This window comes from Clostridium sp. FP1, from assembly GCF_011065975.2.
Taxonomy (GTDB): Bacteria; Bacillota; Clostridia; order Clostridiales; family Clostridiaceae; genus Clostridium_AD; species Clostridium_AD tagluense.
This window is the reverse complement of record NZ_JAAMNJ020000001.1, coordinates 1670416-1688009: the sequence shown is the minus strand read 5'-3', so window position 1 is coordinate 1688009 and position 17594 is coordinate 1670416. Positions and strand designations below refer to the sequence as shown.

Here is a 17594-nt window from a genome sequence, read left to right as displayed (position 1 = left end):
TATTACGGATAGTGCATGAAAGGAGATAGTGTGATGAAACAAAATAATCGGATGAACATATGTAAGAAAATGCTCAATTTCTTTAGAACTAATGTGATAAAAAAAAATAATTTGTCCTTTTGGATGTTTGTTGGACCAATCTTAGCTGTATTCACTTTAGTTATACTCATACCATTGATTTTTGGAGTTTATTATTCTTTTACAGACTGGAATGGAATTAGCTCCAAAATAACTTGGGTTGGATTTACAAATTATGTAGCTGCTTTTAATGATCCCACTTTTCTTAATTCATTCAAATTTACAGCTTTATTTACTGTAGTTTCAGTAGTAGTAATAAATTGTATCGGATTTGGACTTGCTTTACTTGTAACAACTGGAATGAAAGGTAACAATCTACTTAGAACTATATTTTTTATGCCTAACTTAATTGGTGGACTTATACTCGGATTTATTTGGCAGTTTATTTTCACACAAGTTTTTGCCGGACTTGGAAATGTCCTTCATCAGAACTGGCTACTAGGCTGGTTATCGGATGGTACTACTGGATTTTTCGGATTAGTAATACTAATGTCATGGCAAATGTCAGGATATTTAATGGTTATTTATGTAGCCGCTCTTCAAAACATACCACCAGAGCTTACGGAAGCAGCTAAAATCGATGGTGCAAATGCATGGCAAAGAATAAAAAACATTACATTCCCTCTTGTAGGACCTGCATTTACAGTAAGTTTATTTTTAACTTTATCTAATTCCTTTAAGCTTTACGACCAAAACTTATCTTTAACTGCAGGTGGACCTGCTAATTCAACACAGATGCTAGCTATGAATATTTACAACACAGCATTTAAATTTAATCATATGGGCGTAGCGCAAGCAAAGGCTGTTATATTTCTTTTAATAGTTGGTGTAATCACTTTAACACAAGTGTATTTTTCTAAGAAAAATGAGGTGGAAGCATGATAAAAAAGACTAAAAAATTAACGGCGGGTAACTTAACTCTAGGAGTTGTTGGTGTTGCCTTAGGTATATTGTTTTTATCACCTTTTTATATTATTATTATCAATTCATTCAAAACAAAAAAAGAGTTATTTGAAAGTGTATTATCCTTTCCTAAAATATTCACTTTTAATAATTACAAAGAAGCATTTGATAGATTACACTATGTAAGTGCAATTACAAATTCTTTAATAATAACAATAAGTGGTGTTATTCTTATTGCAATATTTGCTTCAATGGCAGGCTGGATGTTAGAGCGAACAAAATCAAAGCTAAGCAATGCTATTCTTTTATTATTTGTTGCATCCATGTTAATACCTTTTCAGGCCATCATGTTGCCACTAATTAGAATTATGGGCAACCTTAAATTATTAAATATGGGCGGACTCATATTTATGTATCTTGGCTTTGGAGCAGCCTTATCCATATTTCTATATCATGGTTTTGTAAAAGGAATCCCCAAAGAGTTAGATGAGGCTTCCATGTTAGATGGTTGTAACAAATTTCAAACCTTTTGGTATATAATATTCCCACTATTAAAGCCAATAACCGTTACGGTTTCTATTTTAAACACAGTTTGGCTTTGGAATGATTTTCTATTGCCTTCCTTGGTTATCAATACACCAGAGACACAAACATTACCACTCCGAACTTTCTTTTTCTTTGGTGAATATACCAAGCAATGGCATTTAGCTCTTGCTGGGTTAACTCTCGCAATTATTCCCGTTGTAATATTTTATTTTTTAGCACAAAAACAAATTATAAAATCTATAGCAGCTGGAAGTATAAAATAATCAATTTTCCTAAAAAATCTCTTTACCTTAAATTCACTTGAGGTAAAGAGATTTTTTATTATTCCCTATTGTTTCGTGCAAACGCGTGCATAAACTACTGAAAAATAAAAGACAAGAATTTCAAAGTAATTATACTTGAAATCCTTGTTCCCTTCACTCCTCAGATAAAGTCCATAATTCTTGTTTTGTTGTTGAAATTGCCATGGCTCCTGCACTAATTGATTCCATTATGTCCTTTTTAGTTTGAATTAAGCCACCTGCTATAATTGGTACTCGAACTTGATTTTCCATACTTTTAATAATCTTGCTTGCAACTCCTGGCATAACTTCTACAGCGTCTGGAAGTACAGATTGTATATTATGTATTCCTGTTTTAAGGGAAAGTGAATCCACCACAAATATTCTCTGTATAACACAAAAATTTAATTTTTTTCCATTTTTAATATTTGTTGCTTTTGTAGTTATAATACCATAGGGCTCTCCGCATTGCTTTATAAAAAGCAGTCCAGTATAATCCCCTTTTAATCCTTCTATTAAATCCACATGAACAAATACTACTTTGCCTGCCTCTTTAAGCCTCACACATATTTTCTTTAGACTTATTATGCTTCCATACAATACAAACACAATAAGAACACCACTATGAATTACTTTTTCTAAATCTTCTTCATTTCTTATTGCTGCAATAACCGGGTTTTCTATTAGTAATTGATCTAAGTTTTCCAATAATATATCCCCCAAAAATTTATTTTAGTCTCCGCAATATATTCTAATGTAATAAAGCAAAATATCAAGACTATGCTACCTTAAATTATAGTTCCCCTATCTTCAACATTATATTAATAAAATTAATTTTATCACACTGTTATTTTTCTTTCAAGTTTATTTATTTGTTATGCTTTTATACCAAATACACAAAAATAATCTTTACGTTTTAATCAGAACATTCTAATTAAATCATCTATAGTGATTATATTTATATATACATTATTTGGTTTTATAATTATTTGCTCTTGCAATTGTTTAATTATTATGTTAGTATTATATTAAATAATTTAGAGGCGAAGAGAAGAGAGCCTTGATCTATAGGTATTTTATACCTATTTTTCAAGGTTCTCTTTTTGTTTGCGTTTAGGAGGTAATATGATGTTTGATGTAACTATTATTGGTGCTGGTATTGTGGGCTGCGGAATAGCGAGAGAGCTATCTAAATATAATTTAAAAACATGTGTACTTGATAAATCTAGTGATGTAGGTTCTGGAACCTCAAAGGCAAATAGTGCTATTGTTCATGCAGGGCATGATGCAGATCCAAGTACTCTGAAAGGGAAATTAAACGCCCTAGGTAATGCAATGTATACAAACCTTGCCAAGGAATTAGATTTTCCCTTTAAGAGAAATGGATCATTGGTTTTATGTTTTGACAAGGAACACCTAGGAGATTTAGAAAATTTACTTCATCAAGGACAAAAAAACGGAGTACCTGGTTTAGTTATTCTTACTGGAGATCAGGTTCGCGAAATGGAACCTAATATAACTAAAAAATGTGTTGCTGCATTATATGCTCCAACAGGTGGAATAGTTTGTCCATATGAAATGACTATTGCTATGGCTGAGAACGCATATAACAACGGTGTTAAATTTGAATTTGAAACTGGAGTCATTGATATAGAAAAAAAATCAAATAATTATATTATAAAAACTAATAAAGGTACCATTGAGACAAAACTAATCATAAACGCAGCTGGTTTGTTCTCAGATGAAATTAATAATATGGTAAGCAATCACAAATTTAAAATACTTCCAAAACGAGGAGAATATGTTTTATTTGATAAAGCTATAGGAGATTTAGTTACAAAAACTATTTTCCAACTTCCAACTAAACTTGGAAAAGGTGTTTTAGTTACACCTACTGTGGATGGCAATCTCCTCGTTGGTCCTGATGCTGTAGATGTAGAAAGCAAAGATAATCTTTGTACAACTAAGGAAGGTATTGATGATATTTTATTAAACGCAGGACTCAGCATTCAAGAGCCACTTCCTATGAATATGGTAATAACCTCTTTTGCAGGTAATAGAGCAAAAAATAGTGGAAATGATTTTATAATTGGGGAGGCAATTGATGCTAAAAACTTTATTAATGTAGCATCAATTGATTCACCAGGTTTAACTAGTGCTCCAAGCATTGCTGTAATGGTAGCTGATATAGTAATAGGAAAATTAACACCTGAAAAAAATTCAGAATTTAATCCTATACGACAAGGTATAAGAAAATTTAGAGAAATGTCAAATGAAGAGCGAAAAGAAATAATTAAAGAAATACCTGAATACGGCAAAATTATTTGCAGGTGTGAAACCGTAACTGAAGGCGAAATTATAGATTCAATAAGAAGACCCCTTGGAGCAACAACACTTGATGGAGTTAAAAGACGTACAAGAGCTGGAATGGGGAGATGCCAATCAGGCTTTTGTGCTACAAGAGTTGTAGACATACTATCAAAAGAACTTAATATACCTCGCGACCAGGTTACAAAATCAGGTGGGAATTCTATTTTAATAACTGGCAAAAATAAAGACTTACTATAAATTGGAGGAATAAATATGCAAGAATATGATTTAGTCATAATAGGTGGCGGTCCAGCAGGACTTGCAGCTGCGGTTTCTGCAAAGGATCAAGGCATAAATAGCATTTTAATTATAGAAAGAGATGACCAATTAGGTGGTATTCTCAATCAATGTATTCATAATGGTTTTGGTCTTCATACCTTTAAAGAAGAATTAACCGGTCCTGAATATTCAAAACGATTTATTGACAAGGTTGTTAGTCTTGGAATTGAATATAAGCTAGATACTATGGTTTTAGATGTAAATGATGATAAACAAGTTACTGCAGTAAATACGCAGGACGGTATTCTTGAGATTAAGGCAAAAGCAATAATACTTGCAATGGGCTGTCGTGAAAGACCGAGAGGAGCTTTAAACATACCAGGAGCAAGATGTTCAGGTATTTATACAGCAGGAACAGCTCAAAAGTATGTTAATGTTGAAGGCTTAATGCCAGGCAAAGAAGTAGTAATCCTTGGTTCCGGAGATATCGGACTTATAATGGCAAGAAGAATGAGCCTAGAAGGAGCAAAAGTAAAAGCTTGTATAGAGCTTATGCCCCATTCAAGTGGACTTAAGAGAAATATTGTACAGTGCTTAGACGATTTTGATATTCCACTAAAATTAAGCCACACTATAATAAATATACATGGTGGAGATAGGCTTTCTGGAGTTACAATAGCCGCAGTTGATGATAAGAGAAATTTAATTGCTGGCACTGAGGAATATATTCCTTGCGATACATTACTCTTATCTGTTGGACTTCTACCTGAAAATGAACTTTCTAGAAAAGCAAATGTTAAACTTTCTAGAGTTACTGGAGGACCTGAGGTTGATGAAAGTATGCAGACAAGTATTTCTGGGATATTTACCTGTGGTAATGTGCTTCATGTTCACGATTTGGTAGACAATGTAACCACTGAAAGCTACACTGCTGGTAGAAATGCCGCAGATTATATAAATGGAATTCACCGCCAGGGAGCTTCGATTCCAATTTTCGCAACAGATGGTGTTAGGTATACAGTACCACAGACTATCAATGCTGAAAATATCGGTAATGGAATAGATGTTAGATTTAGAGTAGGCGAGGTATATAAAAATTCTTATATATCTGTATACTTTGATGATGCTTTAGAAATGCATTTAAAAAAGAAGATTTTGACCCCTGGCGAAATGGAAAGTGTTAAATTAACTAAAGCAGTTTTTGATAAATATAGTGAATGTACGAAGATTACTATAAAAGTAGAAAAGGAGTAGTATATTATGAGTACTAGAGAATTGACTTGCATAGGCTGTCCAGTGGGTTGTGCTCTTACAGTAGAGCTTTCTGGCAATGAAGTTATAAGTGTATCCGGCAATACCTGTAAAATCGGTGAAAACTATGGTAAGAAGGAATGTACAAATCCAACAAGAGTTGTTACATCATCTGTTTTAGTAACAAACGGAAAAAGTGCGATACTTCCTGTAAAGACTGAGAAGGATATTCCAAAGAATTTGATTTATGACTGTGTAGGAGCATTAAAAAATGTTTCAGTAAAAGCTCCCATCCATATAGGTGATGTGGTACTGAAAAACGTACTTAACACAGGAGTGAATATTATAGCAACTAAGGATATTGAACAGGCATAATGTTCTTTGTAGCATAGTGCCACCACGTGGCAAATGGCATGTGTCAAGTTCCACCTTGGTGGCAAATTAATTATTAGTAAATTCACGGTATTAATGAACATAATACCGTGTTTCTATAAGCTTCAAGTAAACGTTTTCTAATAAAATCAAGAAGGAGTGTAAAAAATTATGGCTAAGTATGTAATGGCATTAGACCAAGGGACAACAAGTTCAAGATGCATTTTGTTTAACAAAGAAGGACTAATTGCAAGTGTAGCACAAAAGGAATTTACACAGATATTTCCGAGTGCAGGTTGGGTTGAGCATGATCCTATGGAAATTTGGGCTACTCAATTAGGTGTAGCACAAGAAGCTATGGCTAAAATCAATGTAACAGCAGAAGATATCGCCTCTATTGGTATCACAAACCAAAGAGAAACTACAGTGGTTTGGAATAAGCACACTGGAGTTCCTGTATACAATGCAATAGTTTGGCAGTGTAGAAGAACAGCTGGCCTTTGTGATGAATTAAAAACTACTGGTTTTGATAAAGTGGTAAGAGCTAAAACTGGCCTTATACTTGATGCTTATTTTTCTGGAACAAAAATAAAATGGATACTTGATAATGTTGCTGGTGCTAGAGACGAAGCTGAAAAAGAAAATTTAATATTTGGTACTATAGATACCTGGCTAATTTGGAAATTAACTAGAGGAGAGGTTCATGTAACAGATTATACAAACGCTTCCAGAACAATGCTATATAACATTCATAAACTTACATGGGACGATGAACTACTTCGTACTTTAGATATACCTAAATCAATGCTTGCACAGGTAAAACCATCAAGTTGTGTTTATGGCTATAGTGATAATTCAATATTTGGTTCTCCTATAGCAATAGCAGGAGCTGCAGGCGATCAACAAGCTGCCTTATTTGGGCAAACCTGTTATCAAGCAGGAACAGCTAAAAACACTTATGGTACTGGTTGCTTCTTATTAATGAACACTGGTGAAAAAGCAGTTGATTCTCACAACGGTTTGCTTACAACCATAGCCTATGGTATTAATGGCAAAGTTAACTACGCTCTTGAAGGAAGTGTATTTGTTGCAGGGGCAACTATTCAATGGCTAAGAGATGAACTTCGAATGATAAAGACCGCACCTGAATCAGAAGAATATGCTACCGCTGTTGAAGATACAAACGGTGTATATATGGTTCCAGCATTCGTTGGACTTGGAGCACCTTATTGGGATCCATATGCAAGAGGAACAGTAGTGGGTTTAACTCGTGGCACTAAGAAAGAACACTTTATAAGAGCTGCTCTTGAATCCTTAGCTTATCAGACAAATGATGTATTAAAAGCTATGCAAGAAGATTCAGGTATTACACTTAAGGCTTTAAAAGTTGATGGTGGTGCCTGTGCTAATAACTTCTTAATGCAGTTCCAATCAGATATATTAGATGTCCAAGTTGACAGACCAGAAGTTATTGAAACAACAGCCCTTGGTGCTGCATATTTGGCAGGACTTGCAGTTGGGTATTGGAAAGATCAAGAAGAAATCGCAAAAAACTGGGCACTTTCAAAATCCTTTGAATCAAAAATGGGAGAAGAAAAAAGAGTAAAACTTTTAAAAGGTTGGCATAAGGCTGTTGGAAGATCAATGGACTGGGTGGAAAAATAAAGAAAATGTAAATATCAGAACTAAAATGTAGTGTACATTTTAGTTCTGAATCAAATAAATTATATAGGGGGTATAATAATATGCTAATATATTTAGCAGAGTTTTTTGGAACAATGTTACTTATTCTTCTTGGTGATGGTGTAGTTGCAAATGTAGTTCTCAATAAGACAAAAGGAAATAACTCTGGATGGATAGTTATTTGTTTTGGTTGGGCATTTGCAGTCGGAGTTCCAGCTTACATATTTACAGTAAGCGGAGCATCTTTTAATCCTGCACTTACTTTAGCCTTGGCTGTAATTGGCAAATTATCCTGGTCTGTAGTACCTGGTTATATCATAGCTGAGATGCTTGGAGCTATAGTCGGCGGAGTTCTTGTTTGGATAATGTATTATCCTCATTGGGCAGTTACAGATGACAAAGCAGGAAAACTTGCTGTATTTTGTACAGCACCTGCAATTAGACATACACCATCAAACTTTATATCAGAATTTATTGGTACATTTGTATTAGTATTTACATTACTTGGAGTTGCTCAAACAAAATCATCTCCTGGATTTGGACCACTTATTGCCGCATTTATCATTTTAGTAATAGGTTTATCTTTAGGCGGTACAACTGGATATGCTATTAATCCTGCCAGAGATTTAGGACCAAGAATAGCTCATGCTATATTGCCAATAGCTGGTAAAGGAGATTCTGATTGGGGATATGCATGGATACCAGTAGTCGCTCCTATTTGCGGTGGCATCGCAGGTGCACTAGCAGTAGTTGCTCTATTTGGTTAAATCTATAATTTAAACTTTGTTGTATAAAAAAATATATTTAACAAAAGCCGAAGCCTCCATCAAACATGGAGGCTTCGGCTTTAATTAATTATTTAATGTTCATTTATGAAATCATTAATCTGCCCATGCCACTCATCTGGTTCAAAAGTACCAGGGATTGTATCCTCTCCAAATAAAAGGTCTACTAAATATCTAGGTTTTTTACCTCCTATATATATTGATTTAGAGCAGGAAACACAATAAACAACAACATCAACAGCCGGCATCTCTCCAGCACGTTTTTTCATTTGTTCTTTAACTTGATCCACAGGAAGAACACCGTAAAAACTATCTCCGCAGCAAGTACCCTTTGTTCTTGTTTTTTCTGGCTCTACCACAATGATACTCATCCTTTTCAATAACACTCTTACTGCATTATGAATTCTCTCCTGATGCCTTGTAGGACATGCATCCAGAATTGCCATTTCTTTTCCTTTGTAATCAGGAAATGAAAATGTTTTACTCTCAGCTAATACCTCCCAAAGTGAAATTGTTGTTATTCCTTCATAGAGCTCTCTATAACGTCTATCGCAACCAGAACAAGTATTTATTATTTGTGTCCCTCTGTCTAAAGTTGGTTCATGTCTACAGCAAATTAAATATTCATCTATCTTTCCTAAATCATTATTTAAAAAATCTAGCACTTTTCTCCCTAGCTCTGGTTTGTAAATCATTAAAGCACACCCTGGTGCAAATACTTTTTTCATAATAATCTCCTAACAATCTTCTTAAATTTTTAATCCCCAAGGTTGGTTTCCATAGCAAACTTTAACTTTTCCTGAAACATCATGATTATACACATAGACATAAGCTTGTTGAGTCTCATTCTTATAATTGACTACGTTAATTAATTTTTTTATGTATAAACTGCCTTCTTCCTCAAGTATATCTAGTTCTCTCAATATTCTACTATCAATAATATAAAGCTGGCCTTTAACATTATCATTCTCACTATGAATTATTCCAGGGTAACTACCTAAATCGTATAGTGCAAATCCTTCTGCTATAACATCTCCTGCAAATCTAGCCTTTGACAAGTATCTTTCATGATTACTATTTCCACTCATAAGTGTTCCATAGACAAAAACCACTATTGATTCAGATAATTCATCTACAGCTTCTTTGATTTTACTAATGTATTCCTCTAAACTACTTCCAGATTGAATATTTTCTCCCCCTGTTTGAAATTTACCTACCATATTATGCCCCTCCATAAATTGTTATTCTTAATTGCGTTGTATAGATTATATCACTTTTAATAATCCATTTGTGAGCAAAAATTTATAATAGGTGTGTTGATATATGCAGTTCCTAGTTATTTTATAATAAACTATGATTTAAAAAGATATATTAACTCTAAAAAAACAATATGAACACCTCACTCCCTTACTAATACCAAATGAAACAACTTGATAATTTATTAACATAATGATATTATTCTTATGTAATTAAAACAATTTACCTGGAGTAATATATATATTTATGAAAACAGTAAATATACTTTGCTCCCTGTTTGAATTTTAGAATTTAGTATTTATATCACAATATTGTAAAAATAGGAGCGGCGATAAGTATGAAAACTTTCGATAATGATATACAACTTATAAAATATGAGGTAATAAGAGAAGTAGTTAAACTTTCTCTTAAAGGAACTCTAAAAAAAGAAGGTAAAAATCTATTTAAGGTACTTGTTCCAGGACCCAAAGCAAGAACCCGTTGTTGCATTCATAAGGAAAGAGCAATTATTGGTGAGAGAATAAAACTTGTAATGGGTGGAGATAAAAAAAATAAAAATGTTGTTGAAGTAATAAATATCGCTTGTGACGAATGCCCCATACAACGATTTACTGTTACTGAAGCTTGCAGAGGTTGCCTAACACACAAATGTGTTCAAGTATGCCCAGTGGGTGCAATTCACTCTATAAATAGGCGTTCTTACATTGACACCAACAAATGTATTGAATGTGGCAAATGCAGAGATGTTTGTCCATACAATGCAATCTCTGATGTTAAAAGGCCTTGTATTAGAGCTTGTAATGCAGGTGCTTTAAGCATTGATGAAGATAAGAAAGCGGTAATTAATAATCAGAAATGTATACAATGCGGTGCTTGCGTTTATCAATGCCCTTTTGGTGCAATTATGGATAAATCTTCAGTAGTAGAGATTACTAATTTATTACTAGAAGCAAAAGAAGATAAAAATAAACATGTATATGCTGTAGTTGCACCTGCAATTTCTAGCCAATTTACTTATGCTAAAATTGGTCAAGTAGTCTCAGGAATAAAGAAAATGGGTTTTCAAGATGTCATAGAAGTAGCCCTTGGTGCAGATATGGTAGCACAAAATGAAACAAGCGAATTTTTAGAAAATATTGAGCAGCTCAAAGCTATGACAAGCTCTTGTTGCCCAGCTTTTGTGTCTTACATTAAGAAAAATTACCCAGAACTCGGTAAATATGTTTCAAACACAGTTTCACCAATGATAGCAATTTCTAAACTAATTAAAAATACAGACCCACTAGCTAAAGTTGTATTTATGGGCCCTTGTACGGCTAAAAAAATGGAAATAAATGAGGCCGATATAAAAGGCATTACTGATTATGCAATGACTTTTGAAGAACTTCAGGCAATGCTTGATGCTTTTGACATAGATCTTCTAGAATGCGAGGAACTTCCCTTGAACAATGCTTCTTTCTATGGAAGAATTTTTGCTAAATCAGGTGGTCTTACAGAAGCTGTAAAACATTTAGTAGAAGCTGAAAATACTTCACTTGAATTTACACCTATAAGTTGTGATGGCCTTATTGAATGCGATAAAGCACTAAAATTATTGAAATTCAACAGATTAAACGGTAATTTCATAGAAGGAATGGCTTGTAGTGGTGGATGTATAGGTGGGCCAGCCTCCCTTAATCATGGTCCAAAGGATAAAAAAGAAATAGATAAATATGGGCAGTTAGCCTTAGAAAAAGATGTCATTGATTCATTAAGAGTAATAAAATTAGATGAAATTGATTTACATCGTGGCAAAGACTTTATGTCTAAATAATAATTTATCTTTAAAATTAATATTCTATCCAATTATAAAATAATCTTTATAAAAGAGCATAAACTAAAAATAGTTTATGCTCTTTTATGCATTATTTCATTAATTCCCTTTAAAAATCTAGATACTATAACTTCAGATTCTATTTTATATAAAAAACAATAGCTTCATATGGTCTTAAAGTTAGTTTTTCAATATTATTTTCAGTATCTTTATAATTTGATATTAAAATAGTGGATTTGCCCTTAAATTTTAAACCTTCTGGCAATATAAAATTAACTTCTTTCCCATAAAAATTATTTATAACTAAAAGTCTTTCATTCTTCATTGAACGAACATAAGCAAATATCTGAGGATCCTCTTCTAATATAATCTCAAAATCACCATAAGCAATTATATCATATTTTTTTCTAAGTTCTATAAGCTTCTTGTAGTGATAAAAAATAGAATCTTCGTCCTTTAATGCATTCTCAGCATTTATTTTCTTATAATTACTACTTATTGATATAAGCGGTGTCCCTGTAGTAAAACCACCATTTACATTATCATTCCATTGAACTGGAGTACGGGAATTATCTCTTGATTTTGATTGCAAGATTTTAATTATTTCTTTATTATCCATACCCTCATCTTTTAAAATATTATAACAATTAATTGATTCTACATCTTTATATAACTCAATTTTATCAAAATTTGGATTTGTCATACCAAACTCTTCGCCTTGATAAATATAAGGTGTTCCTCTTAACATATGTAGCGTTGTTGCCAGCATTTTTGCAGATTCACTATGGTATTTTTTATCATCTCCAAAACGAGACACAATCCGGGGCTGATCATGGTTGCACCAAAATAGCGCATTCCAACCATTACTTTCCCACATCCCAACCTGCCAGTCATTAAGAATTTGTTTTAGCCCTAGAAAATCAAAATCCATCAGACTCCACTTATTACCATTTTTATAGTCCACTTTAAGATGATGAAAATTAAATACCATAGATAATTCTTTTTCCTTTGGATTTGAATATTTACTACAATTTTCTATAGTTGTTGAAGACATTTCTCCAACTGTAATAATATCTTCATTTTTCCCAAAACTTTGCTTGTTAAGTTGTTTTAAATATTCATGAATTTTAGGACCATCTGTATAAAAACGGCGACCATCGCCTGTATAATCATCTTCATATTTTTCAGGTTTTGAAATTAAGTTAATTACATCAAAGCGAAATCCCTTTACACCTTTTTCCATCCAAAAATTAACTACTTGAAATACTTCTTGTTTTAATTCCTGGTTTTCCCAATTAAGGTCTGCTTGAGTTTTGTCAAATAAATGCAAATAGTATTCATTGAATTCTTCTGTATATTCCCAAGCGGAACCTCCGAACTTGGAAATCCAATTAGTTGGTTGTTTCCCATCCACAGCTTGTTTAAATATATAGTAATTTTTATATTTTTCATCGCCCTTTATAGCCTTTTGAAACCATTTATGCTTTGTGGATGTATGGTTAAATACCATATCTAGCATAACATCTATGCCTAATTTTTTAGCTGCTATAACCATCTCATCAAAATCTTCCATAGTTCCAAAACTACTATCAATACTGCAATAATCCGCTACATCATAACCATTGTCCTTTTGAGGTGAATTATAAAATGGTGTTAACCATATATAGTCTACTCCCAATTCTTTTAAGTAATTTAATTTTTCAGTAACACCTTTTAAATCACCAATTCCATCTCCATTTGAATCCTTAAAGGATCTAGGATAAATTTGATAAACCACACTTTTTTTAAAATCTTTCATAAACTCTGATACTCCTTTAAATGAATGCATATAAAAGGATTTATATGAAATATTCCTTTTATATACATTATAAATTTATAGTTACTTAATGTTTAATCCTCTGGTGCAAACTTTGCTGCAAATTTTGTTTTAGAAAGAAGAAGAGTTAATATAAATGGAACCACTATTGCAACCAGCATTGCCAATGAGAAAACCAACATATATTTAGGTTGAATAGATAATATACCCGGAAGTCCACCAACACCAATGGAGTTTGCCATAACTCCTGAGGCTACAGATATTACCCCTGCAATTGCTGATCCTACCATAGCTGCTAGGAATGGATATACGTATTTTAAATTAATACCAAACATAGCTGGCTCAGTTACTCCTAGGTAACATGAAATAGCAGCTGGAATTGACACTTGTTCTTCTTCTGGTTTAGTTTTTTTGTTTATAAATATCATTGCTACAACTGCAGATCCTTGAGCTATGTTTGACAATGCAATCATTGGCCATAAATTTGTTCCGCCAAACTCAGCCATAAGTTGCAGATCAATAGCATTTGACATATGATGTAGCCCCGTAATTACTAAGGGGGCATAAAAAAATCCAAAAACCGCTGCAAATAACCATCCAAAAGCAGAAGTTAAACTGCTGTACACTACACCTGATATAGCTGAACCTATTGCCCAACCTATTGGGCCTAAAACAGTATGTGCTATTATTACAGTTGGCACCAATGCTAGAAAAGGTACTACTATCATAGATATATATTCTGGAACAATCTTGCGCACATTCTTTTCTAATATTGCTAAAACAAAACCTGCAAGGATGGCTGGGATAACTTGCGCTTGATACCCTATCATTTGAATGTGGAAAGTCCCAAAATCCCAAAACGGAATTTTATCTGCAGCAGTCTTTGCTACATCATAGGCATTTAAAAGCTGAGGAGATACTAAAGTAAGGCCTAATACAATTCCTAGTATTTGAGTTGTGCCCATCTTTTTAGAAATAGACCAAGTTATTCCTACTGGTAAGTAGAAAAATATAGCTTCACCAATTAACCACAAGAAGGAATGAACTCCAGCCCAAAATGGATACAACTGAGTTATTGTTTTAGTTCCACCTTCAAGTAATTTGATATCTCCAATTACGTTACGAAAACCTAATATCAAACCTCCAACTATTAGTGCTGGAATAAGTGGTGTAAATATTTCTGCTAAATTAGCAAGCATTCGTTGAATAAAATTCATGTTACCTTTTGCTGCATCCTTTGCCCTATCCTTACTAACCCCATCTACTCCTGACACTCCCACAAACTCATTGTAAAAATTTGAAACTTCATTTCCTATAATAACTTGAAATTGTCCAGCCTGCGCAAATGTTCCTTTTACAGACTTAATACTTTTGATTTTTTTAATATCTGCTTTTTTATCCTCCTTTAAAACAAATCTCATACGGGTGGCACAATGGGATACTGCTACAATGTTTTCACTACCGCCAATGTGTTCTAGTAATTGTTTTGAATCTTCTGTGAATTTACTCATAAAAATTCCCCCTATATAATTTTTTTATCTTTAATGCACTTCAATGCTGAAATTCCGCTAAAACTTATATGCACAGCTTGTCTGTACAAGTTCTTTATATTTTTATATTAACTCATATATACAAGTTAGTCAATAGATTTAACTAAAAAAATGTAAACGATACAAAAATATTTAATTTATATATGAAAACATAAAAAAAATCGCCTTATCGGCGACGAGCAAAATCAGAAAACACAAAACGATCTGGGCGATGGCGTGATTCAGTATATTCAAATTGTGTTCCATCACTTAAGTATACATAATTTTTAACCACCACAACAAAATTATAAGATTTCATATCTAAATTTAATTTATCTCTTGAAGTAGCAGTTTCAACTTGAATAACTTTACTAGCAAAACCTATTTTTACATTTAAACTCTCTTCAATATATTCATAAATAGATTTTTCTCCAATTTCCACTGTTAATCCTTGTACTACATCCTTCAAAAAATAATTAATATCAAAAATTATTTTTTCATCTTCTAAACTGCGCACTCTATATAATTTATAAGCTTCTTTTCCAATAGCTAAATTACTTTTTTTGCTTATTGCTTCATCTATAATAACTTCCTCAAATTTAGGTACCGTGGTACTAAATTTTTGCTTGCTACTTTCACTGGCTTCCTTAAAACTTACGAGCCCACCAAAAGAGAAATTAATAAAATCATTTTCTAAAACAAATACGCCTTTTCCATGAAGACTATTAACAAGGCCTTCCTCTGCAAGCATCTCAAGTGCTTTTCTTACAGTTCCGCGACTTGCTCCAAACTCTTTACAAAAATCATTTTCTGAAGGTAGCTTTTCTCCTGGTGTATAAATTCCTTTAACAATATTTTTTTTTATATTATCATATATATCTGTATATAGTTTTTTCATTTCAATCCCCCATAAAGTAAAATCTTATAAAATTAATTATATCATAAAACCCCTAAAAATTAAGAGTGTTTTAATTATCACTAGGTTGTTTAATACTGTGTTATAATTTTAATAACCTTAATATTACACAGGAGATGATAAAACATGGATACAAACATGCTAATAAAACTACTACTACTATTAGTTCCAGCTGGTCTATTTATTTACTTTGATAAAAAACTATTAATTAGCAATAAAGTGCAAACAAAGCTTAAGATAACTAATTTTCTAGGATTATTTGCTTTTATAACAATATCTTTAGTACTTAGTGCAATAGTAATCGGAACATTATCAATGATTTTGCGTATATCTAACACTTTTACCTACGGGATCCAATCCATTCTAATGGGAATTCTTTTGGGGTTATTCTCAAATATACAGAAGATAATAAGAAGAAAAAACTAAGACTTAGAACATTTTGTTTAAGCAGAATGATTTCATTTTTGATAATTCGAATTCAAAATTAAGTATAAACAAAAAAAACATAGAAAAGTCTATTTATTTGCAATAAAACCCTTTAGAAATATATAATTAACACGATAATATATACATAAATGTCATATATTCAATAATGATAGTAATACGAAGTAATTTAATATGCTATGATAAAAAATCAAATATGGGGTGAATTTATGTTATCGTTTAAAAAAACATTACCAATTAATGAACTACAGGTAGGAATGATTTCTGCCAACGATATAACCATTCAAGGTAATATACTGCTAGGTAGCGGTATCGCTATTACAGAGCCAATACTAATCAATCTGAAAAAGAACTATCTTATTGATGAGCTAGAGGTTTATTTAGAGGATAATTCTAGCAAGTCTTTGAAACTTAAAACCGTAAAAGAACTTGAAAGTACCTTTAATGAATTTTCTTCTAATTTAGAAAATATATTTGATAATATATCTACCTTAGATGTTCCTCAAATGAACGAACTAAGAACTTTCTCACAAAATATTCAGCAGGAATTCACAGCAACAGGAATAGTTATTAGAAATATAATCTTCTATGGTAGCGGAAATGATTCAATTTATAGGCATAGCGTAAATGTAGCCGCTATTAGTTTTATACTAGGCAAATGGTTAGGGCTTGATGAAAAAGAACTAGGTTTATTAACCTATTCGGCAATATTGCATGATTTTGGTAAACTAGAAATAAGTAAGGACATTCTAAACAAAAAAGAGAATCTTACCTCTGATGAATCTGATACTTTAAAGACACATCCTGTGATAGGCTATCATTTTGTTAAACAAATTCCATATCTAGATCCTTCTGTGGGCCTTACAGTACTTATGCACCATGAAAGAATGGACGGATCTGGGTACCCTCTACATGTTAGCAATGATAAAATACCAAAATCCGCTAAAATAATAGCAATTGCGGATGTATTTGACGAACTTAACTCTAACAGATATGCTAAAAAAATCAAAGGCCCACTGGAAGCTCTAAAAGTGATTCAAGATGAGAGTATCGCAGAACTTGATCCCATATATTGCAATATGTTTTTAAACCAGATAATAACTTACTATATGGGTGAAAATGTACTACTGAGCGATAAGCGTTCCTGCAAAATTATCCAAATTCAAATAAATGACTTGACGAATCCTATTATGCTTGATGATAATGGATTCATAGACTTAAAGAAAGAGAAAGATTTGTATGTTGAAAAATTGTTAATCTGATAATCACTTTAAAGCCAATAGCTATATGCTATGTCAGCATTTTTCAAAATATTCATACCACATGATTGA

General features: G+C 32.5%; 16 protein-coding genes. 10 read left to right on the top strand and 6 right to left on the bottom strand.

Annotation, left to right across the window (positions count from 1 at the left end; translation table 11 throughout):
• Positions 1 to 69 precede the first annotated feature (69 nt).
• Together G9F70_RS08135 and G9F70_RS08130 are read left to right on the top strand one after the other, a co-directional pair.
• Positions 70 to 960, top strand: coding sequence for a carbohydrate ABC transporter permease (locus G9F70_RS08135; RefSeq protein WP_164945006.1), 891 nt, complete (start codon positions 70 to 72; stop codon positions 958 to 960).
• A complete protein-coding gene (locus G9F70_RS08130; protein WP_164944976.1) occupies positions 957 to 1790 on the top strand; it encodes a carbohydrate ABC transporter permease in 834 nt (277 codons plus the stop codon). The genes G9F70_RS08135 and G9F70_RS08130 overlap by 4 nt, the downstream gene beginning before the upstream one ends.
• A 153-nt stretch (positions 1791 to 1943) precedes the next feature.
• Here G9F70_RS08130 and G9F70_RS08125 read toward each other — a convergent pair whose 3' ends face one another.
• On the bottom strand, positions 1944 to 2516 hold the full coding sequence (locus tag G9F70_RS08125) for a glycerol-3-phosphate responsive antiterminator (RefSeq protein WP_124997569.1): 573 nt from the start codon (positions 2514 to 2516) through the stop codon (positions 1944 to 1946).
• A gap of 420 nt (positions 2517 to 2936) precedes the next feature.
• On the opposite strand from G9F70_RS08125, the gene G9F70_RS08120 reads away from it, so the two are divergent.
• From G9F70_RS08120 to G9F70_RS08100, 5 genes are all read left to right on the top strand, one after another.
• Positions 2937 to 4376 (top strand): NAD(P)/FAD-dependent oxidoreductase, encoded by a 1440-nt coding sequence (locus G9F70_RS08120; protein ID WP_164945007.1) that lies wholly within the window; start codon positions 2937 to 2939, stop codon positions 4374 to 4376.
• A 15-nt stretch (positions 4377 to 4391) separates the two neighbouring features.
• The gene (locus G9F70_RS08115) at positions 4392 to 5651 is read left to right on the top strand and encodes an NAD(P)/FAD-dependent oxidoreductase (RefSeq protein WP_164944977.1); all 1260 of its coding nucleotides are present in this window, start codon (positions 4392 to 4394) and stop codon (positions 5649 to 5651) included.
• Between the two features lie 6 nt (positions 5652 to 5657).
• Complete coding sequence (locus G9F70_RS08110) at positions 5658 to 6023, top strand: DUF1667 domain-containing protein (protein ID WP_164944978.1); 366 nt, start codon at positions 5658 to 5660, stop codon at positions 6021 to 6023.
• Between the two features lie 168 nt (positions 6024 to 6191).
• On the top strand, positions 6192 to 7685 hold the full coding sequence (gene glpK / locus G9F70_RS08105; RefSeq protein WP_164944979.1) for a glycerol kinase GlpK: 1494 nt from the start codon (positions 6192 to 6194) through the stop codon (positions 7683 to 7685).
• A gap of 80 nt (positions 7686 to 7765) precedes the next feature.
• Entirely contained in the window at positions 7766 to 8470 is a 705-nt protein-coding gene (locus tag G9F70_RS08100; RefSeq protein ID WP_164944980.1) for an MIP/aquaporin family protein, read from the top strand.
• Positions 8471 to 8562: 92 nt separating this feature from the next.
• Here the strand turns inward: G9F70_RS08100 and G9F70_RS08095 are convergent, their stop codons facing one another.
• The gene (locus tag G9F70_RS08095) at positions 8563 to 9216 is read right to left on the bottom strand and encodes a (Fe-S)-binding protein (protein ID WP_164944981.1); all 654 of its coding nucleotides are present in this window, start codon (positions 9214 to 9216) and stop codon (positions 8563 to 8565) included.
• A 21-nt stretch (positions 9217 to 9237) separates the two neighbouring features.
• Positions 9238 to 9708 (bottom strand): gamma-glutamylcyclotransferase, encoded by a 471-nt coding sequence (locus tag G9F70_RS08090; protein ID WP_164944982.1) that lies wholly within the window; start codon positions 9706 to 9708, stop codon positions 9238 to 9240.
• 374 nt (positions 9709 to 10082) lie between these two features.
• On the opposite strand from G9F70_RS08090, the gene G9F70_RS08085 reads away from it, so the two are divergent.
• Positions 10083 to 11558, top strand: a complete 1476-nt coding sequence (locus G9F70_RS08085) for a 4Fe-4S dicluster domain-containing protein (protein WP_164944983.1) — start codon at positions 10083 to 10085, stop codon at positions 11556 to 11558.
• Positions 11559 to 11697: 139 nt separating this feature from the next.
• Here the strand turns inward: G9F70_RS08085 and treC are convergent, their stop codons facing one another.
• The 3 genes from treC to treR all read right to left on the bottom strand — a co-directional run bounded on the left by treC (position 11698) and on the right by treR (position 15801).
• Positions 11698 to 13356, bottom strand: coding sequence for an alpha,alpha-phosphotrehalase (gene treC / locus G9F70_RS08080; protein WP_164944984.1), 1659 nt, complete (start codon positions 13354 to 13356; stop codon positions 11698 to 11700).
• Between the two features lie 92 nt (positions 13357 to 13448).
• Complete coding sequence (gene treP, locus G9F70_RS08075; RefSeq protein ID WP_164944985.1) at positions 13449 to 14885, bottom strand: PTS system trehalose-specific EIIBC component; 1437 nt, start codon at positions 14883 to 14885, stop codon at positions 13449 to 13451.
• Between the two features lie 205 nt (positions 14886 to 15090).
• A complete protein-coding gene (treR, locus tag G9F70_RS08070) occupies positions 15091 to 15801 on the bottom strand; it encodes a trehalose operon repressor (RefSeq protein WP_164944986.1) in 711 nt (236 codons plus the stop codon).
• A 144-nt stretch (positions 15802 to 15945) separates the two neighbouring features.
• Between treR and G9F70_RS08065 the strand changes: the two genes are divergently transcribed.
• Positions 15946 to 16245, top strand: coding sequence for a hypothetical protein (locus tag G9F70_RS08065; RefSeq protein WP_164944987.1), 300 nt, complete (start codon positions 15946 to 15948; stop codon positions 16243 to 16245).
• A gap of 227 nt (positions 16246 to 16472) precedes the next feature.
• Positions 16473 to 17525, top strand: coding sequence for an HD-GYP domain-containing protein (locus tag G9F70_RS08060; protein ID WP_164944988.1), 1053 nt, complete (start codon positions 16473 to 16475; stop codon positions 17523 to 17525).
• Positions 17526 to 17594 lie beyond the last annotated feature (69 nt).